The 24,630-nt window shown below is 70.7% G+C and carries 25 protein-coding genes; 7 read left to right on the top strand and 18 right to left on the bottom strand.

Going from position 1 to position 24,630, the window contains the following annotated elements:
* Positions 1–31: 31 nt before the first annotated feature.
* From ABZ893_RS28230 to hisI, 5 genes are all read right to left on the bottom strand, one after another.
* The gene (locus tag ABZ893_RS28230; protein ID WP_361409115.1) at positions 32–454 is read right to left on the bottom strand and encodes a DUF2752 domain-containing protein; all 423 of its coding nucleotides are present in this window, start codon (positions 452–454) and stop codon (positions 32–34) included.
* A gap of 132 nt (positions 455–586) precedes the next feature.
* Positions 587–823 (bottom strand): HGxxPAAW family protein, encoded by a 237-nt coding sequence (locus ABZ893_RS28235; protein ID WP_361408875.1) that lies wholly within the window; start codon positions 821–823, stop codon positions 587–589.
* 171 nt (positions 824–994) lie between these two features.
* Positions 995–1,636 (bottom strand): TIGR02234 family membrane protein, encoded by a 642-nt coding sequence (locus ABZ893_RS28240; protein ID WP_361408878.1) that lies wholly within the window; start codon positions 1,634–1,636, stop codon positions 995–997.
* Between the two features lie 34 nt (positions 1,637–1,670).
* A complete protein-coding gene (locus ABZ893_RS28245; RefSeq protein ID WP_361408881.1) occupies positions 1,671–3,152 on the bottom strand; it encodes an anthranilate synthase component I in 1,482 nt (493 codons plus the stop codon).
* 75 nt (positions 3,153–3,227) lie between these two features.
* Positions 3,228–3,602 carry a phosphoribosyl-AMP cyclohydrolase gene (gene hisI, locus ABZ893_RS28250; RefSeq protein WP_361408883.1) on the bottom strand — a complete coding sequence of 125 codons (375 nt, stop codon included), beginning with the start codon at positions 3,600–3,602 and terminating at the stop codon, positions 3,228–3,230.
* Positions 3,603–3,731: 129 nt separating this feature from the next.
* On the opposite strand from hisI, the gene ABZ893_RS28255 reads away from it, so the two are divergent.
* A complete protein-coding gene (locus ABZ893_RS28255) occupies positions 3,732–4,367 on the top strand; it encodes a TIGR03085 family metal-binding protein (RefSeq protein ID WP_361408886.1) in 636 nt (211 codons plus the stop codon).
* A gap of 99 nt (positions 4,368–4,466) precedes the next feature.
* Here ABZ893_RS28255 and hisF read toward each other — a convergent pair whose 3' ends face one another.
* From hisF to hisD, 8 genes are read right to left on the bottom strand one after another with little or no spacing between them, the layout of a single operon-like run.
* Positions 4,467–5,222, bottom strand: a complete 756-nt coding sequence (gene hisF, locus ABZ893_RS28260; RefSeq protein WP_361408889.1) for an imidazole glycerol phosphate synthase subunit HisF — start codon at positions 5,220–5,222, stop codon at positions 4,467–4,469.
* The gene (locus ABZ893_RS28265) at positions 5,219–5,629 is read right to left on the bottom strand and encodes a RidA family protein (RefSeq protein WP_361408892.1); all 411 of its coding nucleotides are present in this window, start codon (positions 5,627–5,629) and stop codon (positions 5,219–5,221) included. The genes hisF and ABZ893_RS28265 overlap by 4 nt, the downstream gene beginning before the upstream one ends.
* Positions 5,626–6,357: a bifunctional 1-(5-phosphoribosyl)-5-((5-phosphoribosylamino)methylideneamino)imidazole-4-carboxamide isomerase/phosphoribosylanthranilate isomerase PriA gene (gene priA, locus ABZ893_RS28270; protein WP_361408895.1), complete on the bottom strand. Its 732-nt coding sequence runs from the start codon at positions 6,355–6,357 to the stop codon at positions 5,626–5,628. The genes ABZ893_RS28265 and priA overlap by 4 nt, the downstream gene beginning before the upstream one ends.
* Positions 6,357–7,013, bottom strand: a complete 657-nt coding sequence (gene hisH, locus ABZ893_RS28275) for an imidazole glycerol phosphate synthase subunit HisH (RefSeq protein WP_361408898.1) — start codon at positions 7,011–7,013, stop codon at positions 6,357–6,359. Before hisH ends, priA begins: the two co-directional genes overlap by 1 nt.
* A 17-nt stretch (positions 7,014–7,030) precedes the next feature.
* Positions 7,031–7,195, bottom strand: a complete 165-nt coding sequence (locus ABZ893_RS28280) for a hypothetical protein (protein ID WP_361408901.1) — start codon at positions 7,193–7,195, stop codon at positions 7,031–7,033.
* 4 nt (positions 7,196–7,199) lie between these two features.
* On the bottom strand, positions 7,200–7,793 hold the full coding sequence (gene hisB / locus ABZ893_RS28285; RefSeq protein ID WP_361408904.1) for an imidazoleglycerol-phosphate dehydratase HisB: 594 nt from the start codon (positions 7,791–7,793) through the stop codon (positions 7,200–7,202).
* Positions 7,793–8,890, bottom strand: a complete 1,098-nt coding sequence (locus ABZ893_RS28290; RefSeq protein ID WP_361408907.1) for a histidinol-phosphate transaminase — start codon at positions 8,888–8,890, stop codon at positions 7,793–7,795. The genes hisB and ABZ893_RS28290 overlap by 1 nt, the downstream gene beginning before the upstream one ends.
* Positions 8,887–10,209 (bottom strand): histidinol dehydrogenase, encoded by a 1,323-nt coding sequence (hisD, locus tag ABZ893_RS28295; RefSeq protein WP_361408910.1) that lies wholly within the window; start codon positions 10,207–10,209, stop codon positions 8,887–8,889. The genes ABZ893_RS28290 and hisD overlap by 4 nt, the downstream gene beginning before the upstream one ends.
* A gap of 277 nt (positions 10,210–10,486) precedes the next feature.
* Here hisD and ABZ893_RS28300 point away from each other — a divergent pair, with 277 nt between their 5' ends.
* The 4 genes from ABZ893_RS28300 (at position 10,487) to ybaK (ending at position 14,573) form a co-directional block, all read left to right on the top strand.
* Complete coding sequence (locus ABZ893_RS28300; RefSeq protein ID WP_361408913.1) at positions 10,487–12,061, top strand: oxidoreductase; 1,575 nt, start codon at positions 10,487–10,489, stop codon at positions 12,059–12,061.
* Between the two features lie 140 nt (positions 12,062–12,201).
* A complete protein-coding gene (locus tag ABZ893_RS28305; RefSeq protein WP_361408916.1) occupies positions 12,202–13,227 on the top strand; it encodes a hypothetical protein in 1,026 nt (341 codons plus the stop codon).
* Between the two features lie 11 nt (positions 13,228–13,238).
* Positions 13,239–14,021: an LON peptidase substrate-binding domain-containing protein gene (locus tag ABZ893_RS28310; RefSeq protein ID WP_361408919.1), complete on the top strand. Its 783-nt coding sequence runs from the start codon at positions 13,239–13,241 to the stop codon at positions 14,019–14,021.
* A 51-nt stretch (positions 14,022–14,072) separates the two neighbouring features.
* On the top strand, positions 14,073–14,573 hold the full coding sequence (gene ybaK, locus ABZ893_RS28315) for a Cys-tRNA(Pro) deacylase (protein WP_361409117.1): 501 nt from the start codon (positions 14,073–14,075) through the stop codon (positions 14,571–14,573).
* Between the two features lie 6 nt (positions 14,574–14,579).
* Here the strand turns inward: ybaK and ABZ893_RS28320 are convergent, their stop codons facing one another.
* From ABZ893_RS28320 to ABZ893_RS28335, 4 genes are all read right to left on the bottom strand, one after another.
* Positions 14,580–15,212, bottom strand: a complete 633-nt coding sequence (locus ABZ893_RS28320) for a DUF2567 domain-containing protein (protein WP_361408922.1) — start codon at positions 15,210–15,212, stop codon at positions 14,580–14,582.
* A 34-nt stretch (positions 15,213–15,246) separates the two neighbouring features.
* Positions 15,247–16,080, bottom strand: coding sequence for an ABC transporter permease (locus ABZ893_RS28325; protein WP_361408924.1), 834 nt, complete (start codon positions 16,078–16,080; stop codon positions 15,247–15,249).
* 40 nt (positions 16,081–16,120) lie between these two features.
* Positions 16,121–17,092 carry an ABC transporter ATP-binding protein gene (locus ABZ893_RS28330; RefSeq protein ID WP_361409120.1) on the bottom strand — a complete coding sequence of 324 codons (972 nt, stop codon included), beginning with the start codon at positions 17,090–17,092 and terminating at the stop codon, positions 16,121–16,123.
* Positions 17,093–17,498: 406 nt separating this feature from the next.
* The gene (locus ABZ893_RS28335; RefSeq protein WP_361408927.1) at positions 17,499–18,833 is read right to left on the bottom strand and encodes an NYN domain-containing protein; all 1,335 of its coding nucleotides are present in this window, start codon (positions 18,831–18,833) and stop codon (positions 17,499–17,501) included.
* A 319-nt stretch (positions 18,834–19,152) separates the two neighbouring features.
* On the opposite strand from ABZ893_RS28335, the gene ABZ893_RS28340 reads away from it, so the two are divergent.
* Positions 19,153–19,332 (top strand): hypothetical protein, encoded by a 180-nt coding sequence (locus ABZ893_RS28340; RefSeq protein WP_361408930.1) that lies wholly within the window; start codon positions 19,153–19,155, stop codon positions 19,330–19,332.
* 152 nt (positions 19,333–19,484) lie between these two features.
* Here the strand turns inward: ABZ893_RS28340 and dnaE are convergent, their stop codons facing one another.
* Complete coding sequence (dnaE, locus tag ABZ893_RS28345; protein ID WP_361408933.1) at positions 19,485–23,024, bottom strand: DNA polymerase III subunit alpha; 3,540 nt, start codon at positions 23,022–23,024, stop codon at positions 19,485–19,487.
* A gap of 243 nt (positions 23,025–23,267) precedes the next feature.
* On the opposite strand from dnaE, the gene ABZ893_RS28350 reads away from it, so the two are divergent.
* Positions 23,268–24,593, top strand: a complete 1,326-nt coding sequence (locus tag ABZ893_RS28350) for a DUF2252 domain-containing protein (RefSeq protein ID WP_361408936.1) — start codon at positions 23,268–23,270, stop codon at positions 24,591–24,593.
* Positions 24,594–24,630: the final 37 nt, after the last annotated feature.

A 24,630-nucleotide genomic window follows, 5' to 3' on the forward strand; every position in this document is an offset into this window, starting at 1 on the left:
CCTGGACAAATACTGCCGATCAAGGATGGAGTCAAGGATGGAGCCAGCCACCGAAGGGCAGGTTCCGGACAACGGTGAAGACGAGGAGCAGCGCGCCGAGGGCCCACAGGTGAGGCCGTCCGAGCGCGATCCTGAACTCCCGTCCCCGTGCCGCCCGTACGGCCCACACCACCCACAGGACGGCGAAGAGCGCGTACCCCGCGACGGCGAGGGCGTTGTCGCCGAGGGCGGCGGTGAGGTCGCCGTGCACGACGGCGTGGGCGCTGCGCAGGCCGCCGCAGCCGGGGCAGTAGATCCCGGTGTACTGGAGGAGGGGGCAAGCGGGGTAGTGGCCGGGCTCGTTCGGGTCGACGGAGCCGACGTAGGCGAAGGCGGCGGCGACCGCCGCGAGGACGCCGAGCGGGACGGCCAGGCGCCGGAGCGTGCCGCCGGTCGTGCCGTCGGTGCCGCTGATCGGGGTGGCCGTGTCCGGTTCGGCGTTCACCCGTGCATTGTGGCCCGGCGGCGGGGGCTCCGCCCGGCGGCGCGACGCGCGAAGGCGGCCCGGCATCAGGTGCCGGGCCGCCTTCGCGACATGTGTGAGGGCTCAGGCCTCCGTGACGGCCTCCGAGGCGACGGACGGCAGCGTCTCGGCCTTCGGCTTGCCGAGGCCGGCCATGCGCATGGCGCCACCCGCGGCGGCGGCCACGGCCAGCAGGGCGATGCCCACCCAGAAGCCGATCGCGTTCCCCATCACGGTGAAGGCGCCGGCGACACAGAACCCGACGAAAGCGATGATGACACCGGTCCAGGCGGCCGGGGTGTGTCCGTGGCTGCTGTCCACTGTGGGTTGCTCCTCGTTGCTCAATACGTGCCTGTTGCTCGGCCCCGTACCCTGCGCGGCCCCGCGCCGGGTCTGAGCCGGACGCTCACGGTCATTGTCCCGCACCAGCGGGAAAGGGCAGAACTCGGGGTCGGTGCGGTCCGTGGCCGACGGCCCTCGCCTGCGGGTCGGTCAGTCCCCGCGGGTCGGGTCCTCGCCGCGGTCGAGGGCCTTCCACAGTTCCTCGGGACGCTCGGGGTCCACGGGCCGGGCCTTGCGGGGACGCGGGGTGCCGTTGCGTTCGTAGCGTCCGCCCATCGAGGGCCAGGCGCTGCCGAAGCGCAGGGCGAGCAGCCCGGCCAGCAGGATGAACGCGCCGCCCGCCGCACCGACGTACGGCCAGATGGTGTGGCCGAGTCCGCCGATGGTGGCGGCGGTGTTGCCGGAGACCTGGGCGGCCTTCTCGTCGAGGGCGGCGCTGTCGGTGGCGCCGAGGACGGCGGCGACGACGGCGCCCGCGCCGCTGAGCGTGAGGAGCCCGGCGACGAGCGTGCGCCCGGCGCGGCGGACCGCGAACACGGCGACGAGGGCCGCGAGACCCACTATGGCGAGGGCCGCCGGAACCCCGGTGACGTCGCTGCCCGTGGCGGTGAGCGGGAAGCTGCCACCGGGCACGGTCGCGGCCCCGGAGGCCCACTCCTGGCGGGAGGAGAGCAGGGCCACCGCCGCGCCCAGGGCGCCGAGCAGGAGCGCGGCGGCGAGGCTGCGGCGGCCGTTGCGCGCGGCGGCCGCCTCCGGGGATACGGTCCCGGTTCCGGTACGGGGGGATGGCACTGCGGAAGTCACCTCACCACTATCCCCCACGCCTTCAGACGCCGTGCATCCGGTTCGCCGTGTGCACGGCACGCAGCACAGCGGCCGCCTTGTTGCGGCACTCGGTGTCCTCCGCGACCGGGTCGGAGTCGGCGACGACACCGGCTCCGGCCTGCACGTACGCGGTGCCGTCGCGCAGGAGCGCGGTGCGGATCGCGATGGCCGTGTCGGAGTCGCCGGCGAAGTCGAGATATCCGACACAGCCGCCGTACAGGCCGCGCCGGGACGGCTCCAGCTCGTCGATGATCTGCATCGCGCGGGGCTTGGGGGCGCCGGAGAGGGTGCCCGCCGGGAAACAGGCGGTGAGGACGTCGAAGGCGGTGGTGCCGGCGGCGACGCGGCCGGTCACGGTCGACACGATGTGCATGACGTGCGAGTACCGCTCGACGGACATGAAGTCGACGACCTCGACGGAGCCCGGTTCGCAGACGCGGCCGAGGTCGTTGCGGCCGAGGTCGACGAGCATCAGGTGCTCGGCGCGCTCCTTGGGGTCGGCGAGGAGTTCGTCGGCGAGCGCCTGGTCCTCGCGGGGCGTCGCGCCGCGCGGCCGGGTGCCGGCGATGGGGTGCACCATGGCGCGCCCGTCCTCGACCTTGACGAGCGCCTCCGGCGACGAGCCGACGACGTCGAACCCGTCGAAGCGGAAGAGGTACATGTACGGGGACGGGTTGGTGGCGCGCAGGACCCGGTACACGTCGAGGGCGCTGGCCGTGCACGGCGTCTCGAAGCGCTGCGAGGGCACGACCTGGAAGGCCTCGCCGGCGCGGATGCGCTCCTTGATGTCGTCGACGGCGTCCTGGTAGTCCTTGCCGCCCCACAGGGCGGTGAACTCGGGGAGTTCCGAGGGCGGCAGCGCGGCCGGGGGCTGGACGACGGGCTTGGAGAGGTCGGCCTCCATGGCGTCGAGGCGGGCCACGGCGTCGGCGTAGGCCTCGTCGACCCCGGTGTCGAGGTCGTTGTGGTTGATCGCGTTGGCGATCAGCAGGACGGAGCCGTCCCAGTGGTCGAGGACGGCGAGGTCGCTGGTGAGGAGCATCGTCAGCTCGGGGAGCTTGAGGTCGTCGCGCTCGCCGGGGCCGATCTTCTCCAGGCGGCGCACGATGTCGTAGCCGAGGTAGCCGACCATGCCGCCGGTGAACGGGGGCAGGCCCTCGTGGTGCGGGGTGTGGAGGGTCTCGACGGTGGCGCGCAGGGCGGCGAGCGGGTCGCCGTCCGTGGGGACGCCGACGGGCGGGGTGCCGAGCCAGTGCGCCTGGCCGTCGCGGGCGGTGAGGGTGCCGGCGGAGCGGACGCCGACGAAGGAGTAGCGGGACCACGAGCGGCCGTTCTCCGCGGATTCCAGGAGGAACGTGCCGGGGCGTTCACCGGCGAGCTTGCGGTACAGACCGACGGGGGTGTCACCGTCCGCGAGGAGCTTGCGGCTGACGGGGATCACTCGGCGGTCGGTCGCGAGCTTGCGGAAGGTCTCGAGATCCATGGGAGGAGCTTAGGGCGTGAACGGGCAGGTCCGGTGCGCCTGCCCGCTCCGTGGAACACGTGGGCGTGGCGGCGGTCAGGCGCCCGTGTTCGTCACCGTCAGCTCGCCCGCGTCGAAGCACGTGCGGTCGCCGGTGTGGCAGGCCGCGCCGACCTGGTCGACCTTCACGAGGAGCGTGTCGGCATCGCAGTCGAGGGCGACCGACTTGACGTGCTGGAAGTGGCCGGAGGTGTCGCCCTTGACCCAGTACTCCTGGCGGCTGCGGGACCAGTACGTGCAGCGGCCCGTCGTCAGCGTGCGGTGCAGCGCCTCGTCGTCCATCCAGCCGAGCATGAGCACCTCTCCGGTGTCGTACTGCTGGGCGATCGCGGGCACGAGTCCGTCGGCGCTGCGCTTGAGGCGGGCGGCGACGGCGGGGTCCAGGCTGCTGGGCTCAGGCGTGCTGGTCATGGGCTCCATTGTGCCGCGCCGGGGAGATCGCTCCGGTCCGCGTCCACGGGCTGAGAGCGGCCGGGAAGCGCGGTCACGGGACCTGTCCGGCGGGTGGGCGGAGCGGCCGCCCGGCCGTACGCTGACCGTATGTCGACCCATGCGAAGCGTGAACGACTTCTCCTCGCCGACCTGTTGGAGGCGTCCGGCCCCGACGCGCCGACCCTGTGCGAGGGCTGGAACACCCGTGATCTCGCCGCGCACGTGGTGGTGCGCGAGCGCCGCGCGGACGCCGCGGGCGGGATCCTGATCAAGCCGCTGGCGCAGCGCCTGGAACGGGTGCAGGCCGAATTCGCCGAGAAGCCCTACGAAGAGCTGATCCAGCTGATCAGAACGGGTCCGCCGCGGTTCTCGCCGTTCGCCCTCAAGCAGATCGACGAGGCGTCGAACGCGGTCGAGTTCTACGTCCACACGGAGGACGTGCGCCGGGCGCAGCCCGACTGGACGCCGCGCGAGCTCGACCCGGTCTTCTCGGACGCGCTGTGGTCGCGCCTGGAGCGGATGGCCCGTGTCATGGGCCGCAAGTCGCCGGTCGGCCTGGTGCTGCGCCGCCCGGACGGCCGTACGGCGGTGGCGCACCGGGGCACCCCGGTGGTGACGGTGACCGGCGAGCCCGGCGAACTCCTCCTCTTCGCCTTCGGCCGTCAGGACGCGGCCCGCGTGCAGACGGAGGGCGACAAGGACGCGATCGACCGGCTGCACGAGACCAAGCAGCTCGGGCTTTAGCGATCGGGCTTTAGCGGTCGGGCTCTAGCGATCGGGCTTCGGCAAAAGGCCCCGGCCACCCCCTGAAGGGTGACCGGGGCCAAAGTGGCAACACCGGTGTCAGCGCACCGGATACCCCGCCTCGCGCAGCGTTCCCTTGACCTCGCCGATGCGCAGGTCGCCGAAGTGGAAGACCGAGGCGGCCAGGACCGCGTCGGCGCCCGCGGCTACCGCAGGCGGGAAGTGGGCCAGGCGGCCCGCGCCGCCGGAGGCGATCACGGGGACCGTGACGTGCTTACGGACGGCCTCGATCATCTCGATGTCGTAGCCGTCCTTCGTGCCGTCGGCGTCCATCGAGTTGAGGAGGATCTCGCCGGCGCCCAGCTCGGCCGCCTGGTGCGCCCACTCGACGGCGTCGATGCCCGCGGACTTGCGGCCGCCGTGCGTGGTGACCTCGAAGGAGCCGGACGGCGTGCGGCGCGCGTCGACCGACAGGACGAGGACCTGGCGGCCGAAGCGCTCCGCGATCTCGCGGATCAGGTCGGGGCGGGCGATCGCGGCCGTGTTGACCCCGACCTTGTCCGCGCCGGCCCGCAGCAGCTTGTCCACGTCCTGTGCCGTGCGGACGCCGCCGCCGACGGTGAGCGGGATGAAGACCTGTTCGGCGGTGCGGCGCACCACGTCGTAGGTCGTCTCGCGGTTGCCGGAGGAGGCCGTGATGTCGAGGAACGTCAGCTCGTCGGCGCCCTCGGCGTCGTACACCTTGGCCATCTCGACGGGGTCGCCCGCGTCGCGCAGGTTCTGGAAGTTGACGCCCTTGACGACCCGGCCGTTGTCCACGTCCAGGCAGGGGATGACTCGGACGGCGAGGCTCATGCTGAGGGTGCTCCTGAATCGGACCGGTACGCCTCCACCTCGACCTCGACGACCAGGCTCGGGTCGATGAAGCCGGAGACGATGATCATGGAGGCGGCCGGGCGGATGTCGTCGAAGAGTTCCTTGTGGGCGCGGCCCACATCGTCCGTGTCGCGTGCGTGGGTGACGTACATACGGGTGCGCACCACATGCTCGCGGTCGAGACCGAGGGTCTTCAGCGTGTCGAAGGCGACCTGGAACGCGTTGATCGCCTGCTCGTAGGGCGTGCCGGCGTCGATGACGCCGTTCACGATCGACGTGCAGCCGGACACCAGGACCAGGCCGTTCGGCAGCTCGACCGCGCGGGAGTAGCCGATGGCCTCTTCCCACGGCCCGCCCGAGTTCACCCGGCGGACGACATCGCTCATGACGCGGCCACCGCGGCGAGGGCCTCCTCCAGCGTGAAGGCCTTCGCGTACAGGGCCTTGCCGACGATCGAGCCCTCGACGCCCTGCGGGACGAGCGCGGAGATGGCGCGCAGGTCGTCCAGGGAGGACACGCCGCCGGACGCCACGACCGGGCGGTCCGTGGCCGCGCAGACGTTCTTCAGGAGCTCCAGGTTCGGGCCCTGGAGCGTGCCGTCCTTGGCGATGTCGGTGACGACGTAACGCGCGCAGCCCTCGGAGTTGAGGCGCTCCAGCGTCTCGTAGAGGTCGCCGCCGTCGCGGGTCCAGCCTCGGCCGCGCAGCGTGGTGCCGCGTACGTCGAGGCCGACCGCGATCTTGTCGCCGTGCTCGGCGATGACCTTGGCGACCCACTCGGGGGTCTCCAGGGCGGCGGTGCCGAGGTTGACGCGGGTGCAGCCGGTGGCGAGGGCGGCGGCGAGCGTGTCGTCGTCGCGGATGCCGCCGGACAGCTCCACCTTGATGTCCATCGCGCCGGCGACCTCGGCGATCAGGGCGCGGTTGTCGCCGGTGCCGAACGCGGCGTCCAGGTCGACGAGGTGCAGCCACTCGGCGCCGGAGGACTGCCAGGCGAGGGCGGCCTCGAGCGGGGAACCGTAGGAGGTCTCGGTGCCGGACTCGCCGTGCACCAGACGGACGGCCTGACCGTCGCGGACGTCGACGGCCGGGAGAAGTTCGAGCGTGCGAGGCATCAGAGGGTTCCGATCCAGTTGGTGAGGAGCTGCGCGCCGGCGTCGCCGGACTTCTCGGGGTGGAACTGTGTCGCCCACAGTGCGCCGTTCTCGACGGCGGCGACGAACGGCTCGCCGTGCGTGGCCCAGGTGACCTTGGGCGGGCGCATGTGGACGTTGCCGACCTCGAAGTCCCAGTGCTGCACCGCGTAGGAGTGCACGAAGTAGAACCGCGCGTCGCTGTCGAGGCCTGCGAAGAGTTCGGTGTCCTCGGGCGGGCGGACCGTGTTCCAGCCCATGTGCGGGACGACGTCGGCCTTGAGGGGCTCGACGGTGCCGGGCCACTCGTCGAGGCCGTCCGCCTCGACGCCGTGCTCGATGCCGCGCGCGAAGAGGATCTGCATTCCGACGCAGATGCCCATCACGGGGCGTCCGCCGGACAGGCGGCGGTCGACGATCCAGTCGCCGCGCGCCTCCTTGAGGCCCTTCATGCAGGCGGCGAACGCGCCGACGCCGGGGACCAGGAGCCCGTCGGCGTTCATCGCGGCGTCGAAGTCCCGGGTGATCTCGACGTCCGCGCCGGCGCGGGCCAGCGCCCGCTCGGCGGAGCGGACGTTGCCGAACCCGTAGTCGAAGACGACGACCTTCTTGCGGCCCTGAGAGCCGGCTGAAGTCATGGCTGTGCTCCCGCCTCTCAGTTCCAGAAGTCGAGCCGCAGGACCCCCGCGACCAGGCACATGCCCGCCGCGATGGAGACCAGGACGATCAGGCCCTTGGGCATTCCCTGCTTGACGAAGGAGATGACGCCGCCGATCAGGAAGAGACCGACGAGGATGAGGATGGTGTTGAGGCCGTTCATGGAATTACAGGGCGCCCTTCGTGGACGGCAGGATTCCGGCGGCGCGCCGGTCTCGCTCGGAGGCGTACCGCAGGGCGCGGGCGAGCGCCTTGAACTGGCACTCGACGATGTGATGCGCGTTCCGCCCGTACGGGACGTGGACGTGCAGCGCGATCTGGGCCTGCGCGACGAAGGACTCCAGGATGTGCCGGGTCATCGTCGTGTCGTACTCGCCGATCATCGGCGCCATGTTCTCGGGCTCGGTGTGCACGAGGTAGGGGCGGCCGGAGAGGTCGACGGTGACCTGGGCGAGCGACTCGTCCAGCGGGACCGTGCAGTTGCCGAAGCGGTAGATGCCGACCTTGTCGCCGAGTGCCTGCTTGAAGGCGGCGCCGAGCGCGAGGGCGGTGTCCTCGATGGTGTGGTGCGAGTCGATGTGCAGGTCGCCCTGGGTCTTGACCGTGAGGTCGAAGAGGCCGTGGCGGCCGAGCTGGTCGAGCATGTGGTCGTAGAAGCCGACGCCGGTCGACACGTCGACCTGGCCGGTGCCGTCGAGGTCGATCTCGACGAGGACGGACGTTTCCTTCGTCGTGCGTTCTACTCGTCCTACGCGGCTCATCAGCCGAACTCCTTCTTCACTTCACGGGCCGCGTCCAGGAACGCGTCGTTCTCTTCGGGGGTGCCGACGGTGACGCGCAGCCTGCCCGGTACGCCGTTGTCCCGGATGAGGACTCCGCGGTCGAGGACGAACCGCCAGACGGCGTGCGGGTCGTCGAAGACGCCGAACTGGATGAAGTTGGCGTCGGCGACGGTCACGTCGAAGCCGAGCGTCTCCAGCTCCGCGACCACCCGGTCGCGCTCGGCCTTCAGCTGCTCCACGTAGCTCAGGAGCGTGTCGGTGTACTCCAGGGCGGCGAGCGCCGTCGCCTGGTTCACGGCCGACAGGTGGTAGGGCAGGCGTACGAGCTGCACGGCGTCGACCACGGCCGGGTCGGCGGCGAGGTAGCCGAGGCGCAGGCCGGCCGCGCCGAACGCCTTCGACATGGTGCGGGAGATGACGAGGTTCGGGCGGCCCTCGATCAGCTCCAGGAGCGAGCTGCCGTGGCTGAACTCGGTGTACGCCTCGTCGACGACGACGAGCGCGCCGCGCCCGGCGGCCTCGTACAGGGCGAGCACGTCCTCGCGGGCCACCGCGTTGCCCGTCGGGTTGTTGGGGCTGGTGATGAAGACGACGTGCGGCTTGTGGGTGCGGATCGCCTCGACGGCCGCGTCCACGTCCAGCGAGAAGTCGTCCTTGCGCGGGGCGCTGACCCAGTCGGTGTTGGTGCCGCGGGCGAGCAGCGGGTGCATGGAGTACGAGGGCTCGAAGCCCAGCGCGGTGCGCCCGGGGCCGCCGAAGGCCTGGAGGAGCTGCTGGAGCACCTCGTTCGACCCGTTGGCCGCCCAGACCTGCTCGTAGCGGACCGGGTGGCCGGTGGTGCGGGTGAGGTAGCGGGCCAGCTCGGTGCGGAGCTCGACCGCGTCCCGGTCCGGGTAGCGGTTGAGGCTGCGGGCCGCGTCGGCGACCCGCTCCGCGATCCGCTGCACGAGGGGCTCGGGCAGCGGGTAGGGGTTCTCGTTGGTGTTCAGCCGGACGGGTACGTCCAACTGGGGCGCGCCGTAAGGGGACTTGCCGCGCAGCTCGTCCCGTACGGGCAGATCGTCGATGCCGGTCACTGACTTGGAACCTTCCACCCGAACCTCGCCTTGATCGCCGCGCCGTGCGCGGGCAGGTCCTCCGCCTCGGCGAGTGTGACCACGTGGTGGGCGACGTCGGCGAGGGCGTCCCGCGTGTAGTCCACGATGTGGATGCCGCGCAGGAAGGACTGGACGGACAGGCCGGAGGAGTGGCAGGCGCAGCCGCCGGTGGGCAGTACGTGGTTGGAGCCCGCGGCGTAGTCGCCGAGGGAGACCGGTGCCCAGGGGCCGACGAAGATCGCGCCGGCGTTCTTCACGCGCTCGGCGACCGCGGCGGCGTCGGCGGTCTGGATCTCCAGGTGCTCGGCGCCGTACGCGTCGACGACCCGCAGGCCCTCGTCGACGCCGTCGACCAGGACGATCGCGGACTGCTTGCCGCTGAGAGCGGGCACGATGCGGTCGTCGACGTGCTTGGTGGCCTCGATCTGCGGGGCCAGCTCCTTCTCCACCGCGTCGGCCAGCTCCGGGGAGTCGGTGACGAGGACGGCGGCGGCGAGCGGGTCGTGCTCGGCCTGGCTGATCAGGTCGGAGGCGACGTGCGCCGGGTCGGCGGTGGCGTCCGCGAGGACCGCGATCTCGGTGGGCCCGGCCTCGGCGTCGATGCCGATGAGGCCGGTGAAGTAGCGCTTGGCGGCGGCGACCCAGATGTTGCCGGGGCCGGTCACCATGTTGGCCGGGGCGCAGGACTCGGTGCCGTACGCGAACATCGCGACGGCGGTGGCGCCGCCCGCGGCGTACACCTCGTCGACGCCGAGGAGGGCGCACGCGGCCAGGATCGTCGGGTGCGGCAGGCCGCCGAACTCCGCCTGGGCCGGGGAGGCGAGGGCGACCGAGGGGACGCCGGCCTCCTGCGCGGGCACCACGTTCATGACCACGGAGGACGGGTAGACGGAGCGGCCGCCCGGCGCGTACAGGCCGACGCGCTCGACGGGGACCCACTTCTCGGTGACCGAGCCGCCGGGGACGACCTGCGTGGTGTGGGTGGTGCGGCGCTGCTCGCGGTGGACGATGCGGGCGCGGCGGATCGACTCCTCCAGGGCCGCGCGGACGGCTGGGTCGAGCTGCTCCAGGGCGTCCTGGATCGCCTTGGCCGGAACCCTCACGGACTCCAGCTTCACGCCGTCGAATTTCTCCGCGTAGTCGATCAGTGCCGCGTCGCCACGATGATGCACGGCCTCGCAGATCGGACGCACCTTCTCCAGGGCGGCCTGAACGTCGAAGTCGGCTCGGGGCAGCAGGTCGCGCAGGGCGGGACCCTCAGGGAGGGCGTCGCCGCGCAGATCGATTCGGGAGATCACATGGCCAATTCTCGCAGACCCCGCATCACCGCCCGCCGCCCGTATCAATGGCTGATACGGATCATCTTGCGGGGCCCGCGGAAGACCTTCACCAGGAGCGTTCAGGCCGTCACTCAGCGGGCATGAACAGCTGTACGAACCCGCGAGTAGCGGAGCGGTCCCGGGGCGTACGGGCTCCGCGAGATTTCGGGGGTTCCACGGGGCGCTACGCGGTTCACGGGGTTCTGCGGGCACGGAGTGCCAAGGGTTCCACGGGGTTCGGGGGAGGAATTCACACGTGGTCGACGACAGCGGTATCGGTGACCCGCCGGACGGTCTCACGGCCGCCGAGATCGGCATGTGGCAGGCGTTCCGCAACGGCAGCGTCTACGACCTGCGCTCGGGCGACCCGGGCGTGGACGACCCGCACGGCGGCCTCGCCTGGGGGCCGGGACGGAGCGTGCGGGCGCGGATCGTGGCCTGGCTGCTGCTCGACGGCCCGCCCGCGCTCCCGGGCCGCGTCTCGTCGCTCAAGCTCCAGGGCGTACAGATCACCGACGCCCTCGACCTGGCGGGCGGCGGGATCAAGCCGTACGTCGAGATGAAGCAGTGCCGCTTCGAGAAGGAGATCCTGCTGCCCGAGGCGCGGTTCACGACGCTGCGCCTGGTCGACTGCTCGATCCCCCGCCTGGAGGCCGCCCGCGTCCACACCGAGGGCGATCTGCACCTGCCGCGCTGCCGTTTCCACAGCGGCGTACGCCTCACCGACGCCCACATCGGCACGGACCTGCTGCTCAACCAGGCCGTCGTGTACCGCGACCGGCGCGACAAGTCGATCACGGCGGACGGTATGTCGGTCGGCCAGGACCTCCAGGCCGAGATGCTGGAGACGCACGGCGAGCTGAGCCTGCGCGGCGCCCAGATCGGCGTCTCCCTCAGCCTGCGCGGCAGCCGCCTCTCCAACGCGTACGGGCGCCACGCGCTCAACGCCCCGCAGCTGACCGTCGAGCGCACCCTCTACCTGACCCCGGCCGGCGTCGGCAATCCGCTCCAGACCAGCGGCGTCACCCCGGCCCGCGGCACCCGTGTGCAGCGCTTCGAGTGCGTCGGCGGCGTGCGGCTCGACGACGGCCGGTTCGGTGACGCGGTCGACCTGGACCAGGCGCGCTTCCACCTGGAGCACGAGCAGGAGGTGTCGATGCGCCGTATCCAGACGCCCGAGCTGCGCTTCCTGTGCGAGCGGCCGAAGCGCGGGCGCATCGTCCTGTCCGGCGCGAAGGTCGTGAACCTGATCGACCGGGCGGCGAGCTGGCCCGGCCCGGGCGGCCTGCGCGTAGGCGGTTTCGTCTACGAGAACCTGATCCCGCGCGGCCCGTTCCCGCTGGCCGGCCGCCTGGAATGGCTGTCGGCCGCGACACCGGAGTACAGCCCGGAGCCCTACGAGCGGCTCGCGACCGTGCTGCGCAACAGCGGCGAGGACGCCGACGCCCGCGAGGTGCTGCTCGCCAAGCAGCGCCGCCGCCGCGAAACGCTGCCGCCGGCCGCGAAGGTCTGGGGGTACATCCAGGACTGGATGGTCGCGTACGGGTACCGGCCGGGCCGGGCCGCCGTGTGGATGGCGGTCCTGTGGGCGGCCGGCACGCTCGCCTTCTCGCACGCGTCGCATCCGCCGATCAAGCCGGGCGAGGCGCCGAACTGGAGCCCCGCCCTGTTCACCCTCGACCTGATCCTGCCCGTCATCGACCTGGGCCAGGACGCCTCGTGGCAGCTGCGGGGCGGCTGGCAGTGGGCCGCGACGGCCCTGATCCTCCTCGGCTGGATCCTCGCGACGACGGTGGCGGCGGGGGCGACGCGGCTGCTGCGGAGAGGCTGACGGGAGGAGTGCGTACCCGGCGAACTGTTCTTTGCCGTACCCCTGAGGCTTTTTTGCCGGACCCCGGGCAACCAAGGGTCCCTTTCGGCCGTCATCCCAGCACAACCATCAACTGAGCCACTCGGAGCGGGGTCCACACCTTGCCACTGCTGCGCGCCCTCGTCCGCACCGCGCGGATGGTCCGCCACACCTCGGGTCTCGCGGCCGGGCTGCCCGCCGACGACGACATCCTTCTGGACGCGCCCGACGACCGCCTCGGACCCGCCCTCGTCACCGCGGGCCGGGGCGAGTACGAGGCCGCCGCCAAACTGCTCGCCACCACGCGCGAGGCCGGCGAGTGGGAGGACCGGGACCGCTACGTCACCCGGCTCGCCGCCTTCGCGCGCACCCGCGGCGAATGGTTCGCCGACTGGCGCTTCGCGGCGCCCAACGACCCGGACGCCCTCCTCGTCCAGGCCGAGCTGGCGGTCACCCGGGGCTGGGAGTCACCGGCCCGCGCCGAACTGCTCCGCGACGTGGCCCCGCTGATCACCTCCGCCGCCGAGGGCGACCCCGGCGACCCGGTGCCCTGGCGGGTCGCCCTCGACCACGCGCGCGGCACGAACGCCTCGCACACCGTCTTCGAGAAGCTGTGGGCCGAGGCGATACGGCGCTCCCCGCACCACTACGGCTGCCATGTGTCGGCGCTCCAGTACCTGTCGGCGGCCTGGTACGGCTCGCACCGCGAGTGCTTCGACTTCGCCGAGTGCGCGGCGCAGGACACGCTGCCGGGTTCCCTGGTGCAGGCGCTCCCGGTGCGGGCGGCGTTCGCGTATCTGACGAGCGAGGCGGGGACGGGCACGACGGTGCCCCGAGCGCGCCTGGACGCGGCGGCCGACCTGGCGATCGCCCTGTCCGGCGAGTACGCCGCCGCCGACCCCTGGCCGGCCGAGGTCCGCAACCTGCTCACGTACGTCCTGGTCCGCCTGGAGCGCTGGTCCGACGCCCTGGAACAGGTCCGCCTGACGGGCCCGTACGCGACCTCGTTCCCGTGGGACCGGATCTCGGACGACCCGCTCGGCCAGTTCCTGGAACTGCGTGACGGCGTACGGATCGAGGTCGCCGCGAACCGGCCGCTCCTCGGCGGCTGGACCCGCCGCGGACAGGCCGGCTCCGGATCCCATTAGGCTTGACCGTCGTGACCACCGTCCGGCTTCCGCTCTTTCCGCTCAACTCGGTGCTGTTCCCGGGGCTCGTGCTCCCGTTGAACGTGTTCGAGGAGCGCTATCGCGCCATGATGCGCGACCTGCTGAAGACCTCCTCCGGGGGTTCCGAGGCGTCCGGCGACAGTGCCGGTTCCGACGAGCCGCGCCGGTTCGCCGTCGTGGCGATCCGCGACGGCCACGAGGTCGCGCCCAGCGCCCCCGGGATGCCGGACCAGGCGACGAAGACCGCAGCCGAGGCGGGTCCCGCGGCCGGTTTCGGAGACGACCCGGCCAAGGCCCTGCACGCGGTGGGCTGCATCGCTGACGCCGCGACGATCCGGGAGCGGGCCGACGGCAGCTTCGAGGTACTCGCCACCGGCACGACCCGCGTGAAGATCCACTCGGTCGACGCGTCGGGCGCCTATCTGACCGCCGAGGTCGAGGAGTTGCCCGAGGAGCCCGGCGACGAGGCGGGCGCCCTGGCCGACGGGGTGCTGCGCGCCTTCCGCTCCTACCAGAAGCGGCTCGCGGGCGCCCGCGAGCGCACCCTGGCGACGGGCGCCGACCTGCCGGACGACCCGTCCGTGGTGTCGTACCTGGTGGCGGCGGCCGCCGTGCTCGACATCCCCACCAAGCAGCGGCTGCTCCAGGCCCCGGACACGGCGTCACGCCTGCGCGACGAGCTGAAGGTCCTGCGCTCCGAGACGGCGATCATCCGCAACCTCCCGTCACTGCCGGCCGGCGACCTGACCCGCCAGGCGACCAGCCTCAACTGACGACGGGTCGCACACCGACTCGGGTCTCAACTGACGTAAGGCATGAGGACGTTGGCGAAGAAGTCCAAGAAGCAGCAGTCCGGGGGCACGCCCGCGACAGTGGCGCTCACCGCTGCGGGCACCCCCTTCACGACCCACGCGTACGAGCACGACCCGGCCCATCCCTCGTACGGGGACGAAGCGGCCGAGGCGATGGGCGTGTCCCCCGACCGGGTGTTCAAGACGCTGGTCGCGGACGTGGACGGCGAGCTGATCGTCGGCGTCGTGCCGGTGGCGGGCCAGCTCGACCTGAAGGCCCTGGCCACGGCGGTCGGCGGCAAGCGCGCCGCGATGGCCGACCCGGCGGCGGCGGAGCGCACCACGGGCTATGTGCGGGGCGGCATCTCCCCGCTCGGCCAGCGCAAGAAGCTGCGTACGGTCCTGGACGACTCGGCGCGGGCGCACGACACGATCTGCGTCTCGGCGGGCCGCCGCGGCCTGGAGGTCGAGCTGGCCCCGGCCGACCTGGCCGCGCTCACGTCAGCGGTCCTGGCGCCCATCGGCCGCGCCTGACCCCGCTCAAGGGGCCGGCGGGAACGGGGTGTCGAAGTACGGGTCGGGGTCGCGGGGTCCGAAGAGGCCGGTCAGGCCGAGGTGGACCACCAGCGCGGCCAGCGGCCAGGCGAGAAGCGCGCCCTTCGCCTTGAGTTCGAGCGGCGCGGCGAAGGTGACGCCCTTGCCGACCGCCTTGGCGTGGGCGGCGACGTCCTGCGTGGGGCCGAGCCAGATGCCGAACCGCCAGGCGATGAGCCCGCCGAGCAGTGCGCCCACGGCCAGGGCCACGACGAGCGGTACGCCGCCGCGCCGGCGCCACAGGAACACGGCGGCCCCGGTGACGACGCCGAACGCGAGGCCCAGCAGCATGAACGTGCCGTCGACGCCGATGGCCTGCTCGCCCTCGGTGTCCTTGAGGTAGACGGCCTGGGCGTCGGAGATGAGCGGCACGCGCGGCGCGAGCCACAGCCACAGCGCGCCGAGGAGCAGCCCGGTCAGGGCCAGCCCGACCGTGACGACAGCGGCCTCGCGCAGTTCGGTCCTCATCCCTGGGCCGTCCTCCTGGTACGTGTGAGGGGGCAAGGACCCGGAGGGGTCCGGAACCTGCCAAGGGTCGTTCGAGGGCTGCTGGGGTCGTGGCGTCAGCGGTGCGGTCACCCTGCCATCGTGCCAGGCCACCGCTGAGCGCGCGTCACCGGACGGCCGCCCGGCGGTACGCCCACGTCGCGAGGGCCAGCGAGGCGACGCCGACGGCCGCACAGACGCCCAGATCGAGCAGCACGACACTCCAGTCCGGATGCGCCCCGAAGGTACGGGCGAAGGCCTCGACGCCGTACGTCGACGGCAGCAGATCACGCGCGAACTGGATGATCCCCGGCATCCGGTCGGCCGGCAGAACACCCAACAGCAAGGCAGCGGACATACCCAACTGCCCGAGCAGCGTGGCCAGTTCGGGCCGCGGAGCAAGCAGCCCGAGCGCGGCACCGAGCCCGGACAAGGCAGCGCCCGCAAGCGGAATGACGGCGGCGAGCACCCACAGATGCGCGACCGGCAGCTGGAACATCACACAGCCGACGACAGCGGTCACCACGGTCCCGGGCACGGTGAACGAGGCGTAAGCACCGGCAGCGCCCAGCACAACAGCAGCAGGCGGCACGGGCAGCGTCGCATAGTGATCGAGCCCACCGGCGGCCCGAAGCTGCCCGAAGTACTGCGCGAGCAGATTGAGAGCCACGAACGCCACAACGAGAACACTCGACCCGGCGACGACGGCCTGCGCCTCGCTGCCCCCGTCCACGACGCCCCGCATGAGGATCATGATCCCGACGGACTGGAAGGTGGCGACAAAGAGGAGCGGGATCCTGGCCACGCGCGCCCGCGAGAGCTGCGCGCGGTACACGGCGGCGAGTGACGGAAGGAAACGGGCCCGAGGGGCCAGCTCACCGACAGCGTCGGCCTCGGCGTCCCGCCCGGCCCCGCCCACTCGGACACCGCCCTGCAGAACATCAGCGGGTACGACACTCACGGTGCGTGGCTCCTGTCTACGTGCATGGCGGCCGCCTCGTTCACGACTTCACCAGCCCCTTGGCGCTGCCGCCGAGCGCCAGGTACACATCTTCGAGGCTCGGAGTGGTGAGGGAGAAATCGTCAAGAGCGGCAAAGGCGGGACCGCCGGTGACAGCCGCGACCGCCGCACGGGCCTCATCGGGCCCGAGCCGCAGCGACCACCGGCGCCCCGACTCGACAGCGGAGTCCCGCAGCGCGGCCACGGCAGGCACGTCCAAGGGCGCCCGCTCACGCCACACGAGCTCGACCCGCACCTCGCCGGCGACCTTCTCCTTCAGCCCAGCAGGCGTATCGCAGGCGATGACGCGCCCACGGTCGAGCACGGCGACCCGGTCGAGCACGGTCTCCGCCTCGATGACGTTGTGGGTGACGAGCACGACGGTGGCCCCACGCTCGGCCCGCCGCCGGTCGACAGCGGCCCACACAGCACGCCGGGCCACGGGATCCATCCCCGTAGTGGGCTCATCAAGCACGAGAAGAGGCCGCTCCCCGACCAACGCAGCCGCAAAACAAGCAAGCCGCCGCTGCCCCCCGGAAAGCTTCTTCAAAGGCCGAGAGGCAATACTCCCCAGCCCCAACTCCTCAATGACAGCATCCCGCTCACCGCGCGCAGCCCGCAGATCAAGCCCCCGCAACCGCCCGGTGGTCTCAGCGGCAAGCGACACACTCAACTCATCCAGAGCGGTCGACTCCTGCCCCAGATAGGCAAGAATCCGCGAGGCCCGCTCCGGATACCGCACGATGTCGTGCCCGAGAATCGCGACAGACCCCCTGTCGGGCCGCATAAGACCGGTCAGCTGCCGCACAAGAGTCGACTTACCAGCCCCGTTGGGCCCCAGAAGCCCAAAAATCTCCCCGCGCCGAATATCGAGGGACACCCCGTCGGTGGCGCGAATCTCAGCGCTGCCGGGCGCTCCACGGCGCCCACGGGTGGCGGGATACGTCCGCACGAGGTCCCGCACGACGCACACCACATCCCCCTGTCGCCCTGCGGGGTCCGTCTCTGCCGTGCGCGTACTCACGAAGGACGAGAGTACGGGGTCACCCCCCACCCCCGTAGCCCGGGTAGGACATGCCACCGAAACCGGACGAGAACACCGCGCCCGAGAACCAGAAGCCCCCACGACGGGAAAGCCGCCGACGTACGGAAGGGGACGTGCCGGTATGTCCGCCCGGAGCCGGCACCCACCAGTAACGCCCACACAAATCCGACGACGCGACAGTGGTGGCGAGGACGGACATACCGGCGCGTCCCCGCACCCACGTAAAACCTCGGCGCAAACCGTCAAGCGCCCCGCGCCCGCCCACGCACCCCGGCGCAGAACCGGCCCCGGACGCGACCCCCACGGCGAACCCCGAACAAAAGAGCCCGCCGCACTACTCCGCGCTGACCCGCTCCGCCCCACTCCGCACATCGACCTCACGCCAGAACCCGGCCCGAATCGCATACCGATCGTGCTCGTCGATCTGATCGTCCTTGTGGGCGAGCAGCCCGAACCGAGCGGCGTACCTGAGCAGCTCCCCGTCGATCCGATGCGGCACCCGCGGATACATGTGAGACAGCTTCTGCAACTGAGCCTGGTCCCCCAGCCGCTCCATCCACCGCCGGGCGAACACCTGCCCCACCTCGAAGGGATCACCGGCGACGGTGGTGATGTCCTCCTCACGGTCGGCCCACCGCTGCTCAGCGGTGGTCAGCTGCGCGAGCGTAGGCAGAGACGCCGCATCGGTCGACTCCCCCGCGACACCGGGCCGCTCGACCCACCCCTTGTCGGAAGACCACCGAAGCGTCGCGTTGGCGGGATGCTGCTGCCCAGGCTGAACGGGAGGATGACCCCCCGGACCAGCCGCCCCACCCGGCCCCTTCAGAGCGGCAAGATCCTTGGGCGTAGGCACCCCCTTACCGGCACCGCCCCGCTCCCCCTCATGCCCCTCGGCCCCGGCCGCCCCATGATCGACGCCCTCACCACCACGTTCCCCATGCCGCTGCCCGACCCCGGCACCGGAGTCAGCCCCCTCACCCCGCCCGGCACCACCAGGCACCTCGGACAGATCGGCAGGCCGAGCCACAGGAGAAGGCAGCGCGGAATCCGGCAACGGCGCCGAAAGAATCGCGGCGATCTCGGGCCGAGGAGCGGGCTGCGGCGCACAGATCCCGCCCAGATCCTTGGCCCGCACGGCCTTCGTGATCCACGCACGGTCGAGCACGCGCCGCTCATCGGCCTCGGCGACAAGGTCCTCGGACTGGTTGTAGTCGCCGTCGGCGGCCTGCACGGCCCACAGATGCACGGCGACCCCGTGCTCCTTGGCGGCCATCATGCCGGGCAACAGATCACCGTCACCGGTCACAAGGACGATGTCGGAACAAGCACGGTTACGGGCGAGCTCGGTCAACTCGGCGTGCATGGCCGCGTCGACACCCTTCTGCGCCCACCGCCCGTCACTACGGGTCAGAGCACCGAGCCGCACGGTCACACGGGGCATCACACGCAACCGCCGGTGCTCCGGCTGGGGCACCCGGTCCGGCGCCCCGTCGAACCAGTAGATACGCAGCAGCGGCCGCTCCGTGTCGGATTCGGCGCGCTCGCGGAGCCCCTGGATGAGGGAAACATGATCGACGGTGATCCGGGACCGCGACGGCTCGCCCGCGAGGAGACTCGCGGCGGCCCCCAACAGGTAACCGGCATCCACCAGGACGATGCAACGGTCCACGCGATCCACCCTCTTTCGCTGACTTACCGGCGTCCGGAGCCCCACGGCTTCGACGGTCGCGGGTTTTCGCTTCGGGTTTCCTTCGAGTCTGCCCGACCGCACGGGGCTTAACGGCCGGAACTCGATCTTCGGCGTGGCGGATCGGCCGATTTCCCGGAGGCGGGATCCGGCGAAGCCGGGACAAAGCCCCGGCAACTCCCCAACCACCGCTCCGACAGCGCTTATCACGCACGGTAATGCTCTGACATGCGTGCTTCGTCAGCATATGTGAATCTGAAACCGGCCCTGGCCCCTAGTCCCCCGCAGGAGGCAGATCACCATGGCCAAGAACAAGAACCGCAAGCAGGGCGACGAGCGCACCCGCGCCTCCGCCTCCGAGCAGGCTTCCGAGCACGCCAAGTCGGCGGGGATGGAAGCCCGGTCGGGGATGCAGTCGCAGGCTCAGGGCTCGCCCTCGGATGTTGCCCGTAAACACCAGCGCCGCTTCGGCCACAACTGACGCCTTCCGCACGGCGCGTGGCCTTGTCCAGCCATGAATGGAGGGGCGCTCCCGGAGATTTCCGGGAGCGCCCCTCATTCGTGCGTCAGGTCCTGACGGAAGGCGTCAGGTCCTGACGGAAGTACGTCACGTCCTGGCGGAGACGGCGCGGATCAGCCGGCCAGGCACGACGGGCCGAGCAGCACCTTCAGGTCGCCGAAGAGCGCGGGATCGGGCTGCACGCGGTGCCGGTCGAGCCGCAGGACGGTCGTCTTGCGGGCGCCCTGGAGCTTGATCCGTACCTCGCTGTTGCCCTTGTGGTGGCCGAGGATCTCGCCGAGCCGGCTGACCATGGGCGGGGTGACCTTCACCGTCGGGATGGTGATGATCACCGGGGCGTTGGTGCCCGCGTTGGACAGGTCCGGGACCATGAGCTCCATCGCGACGAGACGCGGCACGTCCTCACGCTTGTCGAGGCGTCCCTTGACGAAGACGACGGCGTCCTCGACGAGTTGGGTCGACACGAGTTGGTACGTCGCCGGGAAGAACATGCACTCGATGGAACCGGCGAGGTCCTCGACGGTCGCGATGGCCCAGGCGTTGCCCTGCTTGGTCATCTTGCGCTGGAGGCCGGAGATGATGCCGCCGATGGTGACGATCGAGCCGTCCGAGTAGTCCCCGCCGGTGAGCTGCCCGATGCCGGCGTCGGCCTTGTCGGACAGCACGTGTTCGAGCCCGAACAGCGGGTGGTCGGACACGTACAGGCCGAGCATCTCGCGCTCCTGGGCGAGGAGATACGTCTTCTCCCACTCGTCGGTGGAGAACTCGACGTCGAGCCCGAAGCCCGGCTCGCTGCTGTCCTCCTCCCCCATGCCGCCGAAGAGGTCGAACTGGCCCTCGGCCTCCTTGCGCTTGACCTGCACGACGTTGTCGATCATCGGCTCGTACTGCGCGGTGAGGCCCTTACGGGTGTGGCCCATCGTGTCGAACGCGCCGGCCTTGATCAGGGACTCCGTGGTCCGCTTGTTGCAGGCGGCGGCCTCGACCTTGTCGAGGTAGTCGGGGAACGAGGCGTACTTCCCCTTGGCCTTGCGGCTGCGGATGATCGACTCGACCACGTTTGTACCGACGTTGCGCACGGCGGAGAGGCCGAAGAGGATCACGTCGTCGCCCTGGGCGGCGAAGTTGTGCTCGGACTCGTTCACGTTCGGCGGGAGGACCTTGATGCCCATGCGGCGGCACTCGTTGAGGTAGACGGCCGACTTGTCCTTGTCGTCCTTCACCGAGGTGAGCAGCGCGGCCATGTACTCGGCCGGGTAGTTCGCCTTGAGGTAGGCGGTCCAGTAGGTGACGAGGCCGTACGCGGACGAGTGCGCCTTGTTGAACGCGTATCCGGCGAAGGGCACCAGGACGTCCCACAGGGCCTGGATCGCCGCGTCGGAGTAGCCCTTCTTCTTGGCTCCGCCCTGGAAGAGGACGAAGTTCTTCTCCAGCTCCTCGGGCTTCTTCTTGCCCATCACGCGGCGCAGGATGTCGGCCTCGCCGAGCGAGTAGCCGGCGATGATCTGGGCGGCCTTCTGCACCTGCTCCTGGTACACGATGAGGCCGTAGGTGAGACCCAGGGTCTCCTTCAGCGGCTCTTCGAGCTCCGGGTGGATCGGTGTGATCTCCTGGCGCCCGTTCTTTCGCTCCGCGTAGTTCGTGTGCGAGTTCATTCCCATCGGGCCCGGCCGGTACAGGGCCGAGACGGCGGAAATGTCCTCGAAGTTGTCGGGCTGCATCTGGCGGAGCAGGGAGCGCATGGGCCCGCCGTCGAACTGGAAGACGCCGAGCGTGTCACCGCGGCAGAGCATCTCGTACGTCTTGGGGTCGTCCAGGGGCAGCGAGAGCATCTCCAGGTCGATGCCCTTGTTGGCCTTCACCATCTTGACGGCGTCGTCCATGATCGTGAGGTTGCGCAGGCCCAGGAAGTCCATCTTCAGGAGGCCGAGCGACTCGCACTGCGGGTAGTCCCACTGCGTGATCGTCACGCCGTCCGTGTGCCGGACCCAGATCGGGGCGTGGTCGACGATGGGCTCGCTGGACATGATGACGCCGGCGGCGTGCACGCCCATCTGCCGGACCAGGCCCTCGACGCCCTTGGCGGTGTCGATGACCTTCTTGACGTCCGGCTCGTTCTCGTACATCCCGCGGATCTCGCCGGCCTCGCTGTAGCGCGGGTGGCTGGGGTCGGTGATGCCGGAGAGGTCGATGCCCTTGCCGAGGACGTCGGCGGGCATGGCCTTGGTGAGGCGGTCGCCCATCGCGTACGGGTAGCCGAGGACGCGCGCGGAGTCCTTGATCGCGTTCTTGGCCTTGATCTTGCCGTAGGTGCCGATCATGGCGACCTTGTCGGCGCCGTACTTCTCGGTCACGTACCTGATCACCTCGACGCGCCTACGCTCGTCGAAGTCGATGTCGACGTCGGGCATGGAGACGCGCTCGGGGTTGAGGAACCGCTCGAAGATCAGGCCGTGCGTGATCGGGTCGAGGTCGGTGATGCCCATGGCGTACGCGACGATCGAACCGGCCGCGGAACCACGCCCCGGGCCCACCGCGATGCCGTTGTTCTTGGCCCACATGATGAAGTCGGCGACGACCAGGAAGTACCCCGGGAACCCCATCTGGATGATGATGTCCATCTCGTACTCGGCCTGCTTCTGCCGGTCCTCGGGGACGCCCTCCGGGTAGCGGCGGCCCATGCCGACCCGGACCTCCTCCTGGAACCAGGTGACCTCGGTGAAGCCGTCCGGGATCTCGAACTTCGGCATGAGGTCGCGCTTCTCGAACATGCCCGTGGTGTCGATCTGCTCGGCCACCAGGAGCGTGTTGGCGCAGCCCTCCTGCCAGGCGTCCGACGAGTCGATGGCGTACATCTCGTCGGTCGTCTTCAGGTAGTAGCCGGTGCCGTCGAAGCGGAAGCGGTCCGGGTCCGAGAGGTTCTTGCCGGTCTGGATGCACAGCAGGGCGTCGTGCGCGGTCGCCTCGTGGGCGTACGTGTAGTGCGAGTCGTTCGTCACCAGGGGCGGGATGCCGAGCTTCTTGCCGATCTCCAGGAGCCCGTCACGGACGCGGCGCTCGATCTCGATGCCGTGGTCCATCAGCTCCAGGAAGTACCGGTCCTTGCCGAAGATGTCCTGGTACTCGGCGGCCGACTTCAGGGCCTCGTCGAACTGGCCGAGGCGCAGGCGCGTCTGGAGCTCGCCGGACGGGCAGCCGGTCGAGGCGATGAGCCCCTCCGACCACTGGGAGATCGTCTCCTTGTCCATGCGCGGCCACTTCTGCAGCCAGCCCTCCGCGTACGCGTCCGAGGAGAGCTTGAAGAGGTTGTGCAGGCCCGTGCTGTTCGCCGCCCAGATCGTCTTGTGGGTGTAACCACCCGAACCGGACACGTCGTCCCGCTTCTGGTGCGGCTGGCCCCACTGGACCTTGCGCTTGTTCCGCCGGGACTCGGGGGCGACGTACGCCTCGATGCCGATGATCGGGACGACGCCGGCCTTCTTCGCCGAGTGGAAGAAGTCGTAGGCCCCGTGGAGGTTGCCGTGGTCGGACATGGCGATGTGCGTCATGCCCATTTCGTTGCACGCGTTGAACATGTCCTTGAGCCGCGCGGCACCGTCCAGCAGCGAGTACTGGGTGTGGACGTGCAGGTGCGTGAACGGCGGCTTTGACACGGTTTCAGGCCTCCAACGAGAACGGACGGAGAGGGACCGGTGACGGGCAGCGGTCGGTCTCGGGGGTCAGCTTGTGAGTCTACGGGTGGCCACTGACAACCCGCGGGCACTCACATGTACGGTCGTGCGTTGGACGGAACAGAACCCCTGTTCCCCAGCTCACAACCCGCTGTTCTCCAGCTCACAACCCACGGCAGAGCAGCTCACAACCCACGGCAGAGCCGCACCAGGAGGCACCCCGCGATGTCGGTCCCGCAGCCCAGCGCCGAGGAGCGCGGCGAGCAGATCCTCAGCGTCTTCGACACCGCTTTCGGCGAGCTCCTGGCCGCCGACCCCGCGGCCTTCCGGGTGAAGTTCCGCAAGATGGCCTCCTCCGCGTTCGCGTTCTACCGCGGCACGGCCTGCCTGTTCTACGCGGACCTGGAGCGCGAGCGGCTCGGCGGCCCGTACCTGGACGACCGCACGGGCCGGGTGTGGATCCACGGCGACCTGCACGCGGAGAACTTCGGCACGTACCTGGACTCCACGGGCCGCCTGATCTTCAACGTGAACGACTTCGACGAGGCGTACGTCGGCCCCTTCACCTGGGACCTCAAGCGCTTCGCCGCCTCCGTGGCGCTGATCGGCTACTCCAAGGCGCTGAGCGACGAGCAGATCTCGGACCTGGTGCGCACCTACGCGGGCGCGTACCGCGAGCGCATCCACGCGCTCGCGACGGGCGCCAAGAGCGACGAGGTGCCGCCCTTCACGCTGGACACGGCCGAGGGCCCGCTCCTGGGCGCGCTGCGCGCCGCCCGCTCCCTGACGCGGTTCGAGCTGCTCGACTCGATGACGGAGATCCGTGACTTCGAGCGCCGCTTCGCGCCCGGCGGCGGCTCCATCGAGCTCGACGCGGCCACGCGCTACAAGGTCCTCGCGGCCTTCGACGGGTATCTGGAGACGCTCCCCGAGTCGTCCCTGATGCGCCCCGACTCGTACCGCGTGAAGGACGTCGTGGGGCGCCGCGGCATCGGCATCGGCTCCGCGGGCCTGCCGTCGTACAACATCCTCCTGGAGGGCAACAGCGACGCCCTGGAGAACGACGTCGTGATCTACATGAAGCAGGCGCAGACGCCGGCTGTGTCGCGGCACATCACGGACGCGGCGATCCGGGACTACTTCGAGCACGAGGGCCACCGCACGGTCATCTCGCAGCGGGCGCTCCAGGCGCACGCGGACCCCTGGCTGGGCTGGACCGAGCTGGACGGCTCCGGGCAGCTGGTCGCCGAGGTGTCGCCGTACGCGGTGGACCTGGACTGGTCGGACATCGACGACCTGGAGGAGATCGCCGCGGTCGTCGCCGACCTGGGCCGGGCCACGGCCGCGATGCACGCGGCGGCCGACGACCTGTCCGGGCAGTCCCTGGTGCCGTTCTCCACGGAGCGGGCCATCGACGCGGCGATCGCGGCGGACGAGGACGGCTTCGCGGGTCTCCTGACCGACTTCGCCCACGAGTACGGCGCACGCGCGCGTGCGGACCACCAGATCTTCGTCGACCTCTTCCGCAACGGCCGGATCCCGGGCCTCTAGCCCTGCGGTCCGCCCATGAACCTGACAACACTCCAGT

The organism is Streptomyces sp. NPDC046821, from assembly GCF_040645335.1.
Taxonomy (GTDB): Bacteria; Actinomycetota; Actinomycetes; order Streptomycetales; family Streptomycetaceae; genus Streptomyces.